The organism is Paraburkholderia sp. RL18-085-BIA-A (genome assembly GCF_046027075.1).
Lineage (GTDB): Bacteria > Pseudomonadota > Gammaproteobacteria > Burkholderiales > Burkholderiaceae > Paraburkholderia.
Map to the genome: position 1 here is coordinate 1 of NZ_JARESU010000316.1, position 3430 is coordinate 3430.

Annotated in this window: 3 protein-coding genes and 2 pseudogenes; 2 read left to right on the top strand and 3 right to left on the bottom strand. The window is 58.8% G+C overall.

Going from position 1 to position 3430, the window contains the following annotated elements:
- Positions 1–522 precede the first annotated feature (522 nt).
- Positions 523–789, bottom strand: a pseudogene (locus P0D89_RS51695) (transposase); the annotation flags it as partial.
- Between the two features lie 244 nt (positions 790–1033).
- On the opposite strand from P0D89_RS51695, the gene P0D89_RS51700 reads away from it, so the two are divergent.
- Both P0D89_RS51700 and P0D89_RS51705 read left to right on the top strand, forming a co-directional pair.
- Positions 1034–1252, top strand: coding sequence for a hypothetical protein (locus tag P0D89_RS51700; protein WP_408370502.1), 219 nt, complete (start codon positions 1034–1036; stop codon positions 1250–1252).
- Between the two features lie 362 nt (positions 1253–1614).
- On the top strand, positions 1615–2040 hold the full coding sequence (locus tag P0D89_RS51705) for a hypothetical protein (RefSeq protein ID WP_408379427.1): 426 nt from the start codon (positions 1615–1617) through the stop codon (positions 2038–2040).
- 165 nt (positions 2041–2205) lie between these two features.
- Here the strand turns inward: P0D89_RS51705 and P0D89_RS51710 are convergent, their stop codons facing one another.
- Positions 2206–2835, bottom strand: a complete 630-nt coding sequence (locus tag P0D89_RS51710) for a hypothetical protein (protein ID WP_408370506.1) — start codon at positions 2833–2835, stop codon at positions 2206–2208.
- A gap of 429 nt (positions 2836–3264) precedes the next feature.
- Positions 3265–3384, bottom strand: a pseudogene (locus tag P0D89_RS51715) (IS110 family transposase); the annotation flags it as partial.
- Positions 3385–3430: the final 46 nt, after the last annotated feature.

Genomic DNA, 3430 nt, shown 5'->3' on the forward strand with positions numbered 1-3430 from the left:
TCGGGAACTCGCCAAGCATTCGCTGTCATTGCTGGGCAGCGTGCCGGATATCGGAATGCTCGACGTGGTCGACGCAAAATGGGCCGACCGGTCTACGGAAACAGTTTTATAGTGAGCATCGCGTGGCTGTACCCGGCCCCGAGAGTTTTCAGGCAAGACCGTCCGTGTTTGTTCAGGGTTGTTCGACGCCTGCCCTTGTCTGCAGCCGCGTGAATGCGCGACGGCGCATGTGGGCAGGCGTTGGACAAGCCTCGAGGGAGGAAACCGCGGAGTGGACCGACGCGGCCCGGGCGTTGAGTGTCTATGGGGATGAAGGGGCTCGCCTTCGGCGGTGCCACAGGATGTTGAAGCGAACCTGGGTCGGGATGGGCTCGAACGTGGTTTCGAAGCCTTGTCTGCCATGTTGTGGCGGTGCCGCGAGCAGCGGCAAGGTCTGCCCGGAGCGGCACGCGCAAGCGTCTCCTGTTGGCGCCCGTTGCCGGAGAGCCGACAGTCGGATTGAACATTCCGGGTCATTGACGCTCATGCGTTGCCTCGGGATGTGGGTGGTGCACGAATCGGCTGGCTGCGCAGGAGGATGTCGATGATGATCATCGGCGCACCGCAGTGCCGGCACACGAAGGTTGGCGACATGGCGTCCGGCGACGCGTCGTCGCTGGCGTTAATGACTGCAGGAGCGTGCAGCAGCACGCGTATTCTCGTCAGGTTCGGCCGCCGCACCGGATTGGCGAGCAGGCCGTAGTGGCGGATGCGGTGGAAGCCGCCGGGCAGCACGTGCAGCAGGAAGCGGAATTTCCGCAGGAGCGAACCCCGAAAGCGGAGCAGCGCCAGCAGCGAGCGTTTGATATTGATGATGCTGCATTCACGGCAGCGCTCAACGAGTCGAAGCAACGCCGTCGTAGGAGTTTAAGAAATCGCACTATTGGGGTGGTCCTGTCTTTCGTGATTTGCCTTCCTGCCGGCATCTGGTCGGGCCGGTAGACCGAACAACTGACCCGCGTCGCGACGCCGTACAACGCGTAGGAAAATCCATATGAAACTCATCCCTATTGCGCTATCCCTGATCCTCATTGGCTGCGGCCAAGCATCGCATGATGCTTCGCCCACGGCAGCAGGCCACTACCAACTCGCTGTGGATAGCGGCGGCAATGCGTGGAGATTAGATACGAACAAGGGCGAAATGAAGCGTTGTTGGCAAGGCACCCCACCAGCAAAAACGGCGCCGAGTTGCTATACCGCGACTCAGGAGTGACGCGATTGCCACGCGCGTGACGCACGGAAACCCGAGGCAGAATCGTCGTAGCAGCACGAAAGCTACCATCGACAGGGGAAAAATGAATCGATCAATCATTGTTGTCGCGCTGATGCTTGCCGGATGTGCATCACCGCGGTTTTTCGTGACCTCAAGACGGGTCAAGTGGCTCAATGCGATACAACGACGCCGGGAATTTTTCCGATCATCGCTCAACGCGAGATTGACGATTGCGCAGCAGCTTATGGGCGCATGGACTGGCAGAAGCAGTAGAGCGGACTGGAGCATGGAAAAGCCTTGGCGATCGTGAGTTAAATGACGCGGCCCAGCAGCAGGACTCGGTATCACGAAAGAGGACAAGCATGGCATTCAAGATCAAAGCCGCCGATCAGAAGCGCATCGATGCAGCGTTCGGCGAACTGACGGCGCAGCGGAGCACGTTGGAAGAGTCTGTGCGTGTGTTCAATGAGGCGGTTGCGGCTGCACGTGCGAAGCTGGAACTAGACGTGGACGCATATAACGAAAAGGTCGATGCGGCGCGGGGCATGCTCGATGACGTGCATCGCGAGCTTGAAGATGAATTCGATGATAGGTCGGCGAGCTGGCAGAACGGCGACAAGGGAATCGCGACGAAGGAATGGATCGATTCGTTCAGCGCGTTGGCCGAGGAACTAACCGAGGCGGCGCTCGACGTCTTCCCCGAATCGCTCGAATTTGAGGATGTGATCGGCGATGACCCCGCCGAGGGCTACAACGAACTGGACAAGGAAGCGCCAGGCGCAGAGTAATCTGCGGCGGCCTGACATACGGAGGAAAAGCAATGCAATGGTTCTACTGAGATGGACCCGAAGGCGATGGCCGGATTTTGCAGCGCCGTCCGGGCATCCGGCGTGGGCATTCACGAAACGTAATCCCGCATCATGGTTATCACGAAGCTCCCGGCCAGTCACTCATTAAAGGCCGTCCGTAGTAAGTCCGTCGGGATGGATGCCATCAATGATCGATCGCCCTTCTACAAATCCAGCCTGTTCTGCCGCTTCGGCCGACAGATACTCAGCTACAGGGTGAGAAAAGTTCATCCTTTGCCCGGCCACGCGAATGTCTGTTTCGGGACGAGCGACGTACCCAACGTACCCGAAAGGCACACCCGGAGGGTGTGAAGAATATTCGGGAACCGCGAGGACACGAATCACGAAGCCCTTATGAGACGCGAATACTTCTTTGCCTTTCGCCATGTCCATTTCCACCGAGCTTTCTTTCGCTGAATCGCGGGCCGCTACCAATTCATTAGAGCCGAGGCGCGCAACGAGCTCGCCGCGCGCACTTGACGGCTCTGCGATCAGTCCCTCTTCAGTAACGCCGAGAATTACATCGATAGCAGCTTGGCCGACTATCTCTGCAACAAAATAAGCCCAGCGACGAGAGAGCGGCCCGCCACGAACTTTTATGCGCTCGCCGATTGCCGCGACGCCCACAGGTTTGTTGACGCCTTCGATGCGAAACCAGACGTCGAACATGTCCTTCGACGTGGATACCAGCTCAACGTGAATTTCGAATCCACGATATTCGACCATTCGCTGCATGGAGATCTCCGGTTCCTGCTATGTGGGGACAGAATCGGGCTTTATTTGGTTGCCCTCGATGTCGCTCGACGCCACGAGTTTCGGACGCACCCGGCACCTCGCCTAGTCGGCGTAAACCCGTGACGCCGTTGAGCCGCTGTTACGCCTGGTTAAAGCGTTATCCAGCAGAGTTTTCGCTGCCTTTACGGCGTTGCTGTCAAGGGTCGATCTCCGGCCGGTTGGCTTTGGAAACGTCTTGGGCGCGGGTTACGCTTCTTGCCGCAGTCGGCTTGTAGACGCAACGGCACGCTGCACGCATTGGCCGGACAGGAATGGAGAGCCTCGCTCCAGGACGTGCCCGGGGCGCGGCAGTCAGTTGCGGCTGCTTCCAGACCATCGTCCACGCTTCGGACTCTTTCAGTAAGGTTCAGTTCTGGTGAGAGGTTTGCATCATGCCGTCGCCTCCATCGACCCGCAGCGGAAATCGGAGCCATCTACCCACATCTTGTGCAGAAGAACGGCAAGTTTGCGGGCCACAGCGGCCACAGCCCGGCGATGACCTCGGCTCTTGGGGTTAAGCCACGATACGCGTTCGTCAACACCTCAAAACTACAGC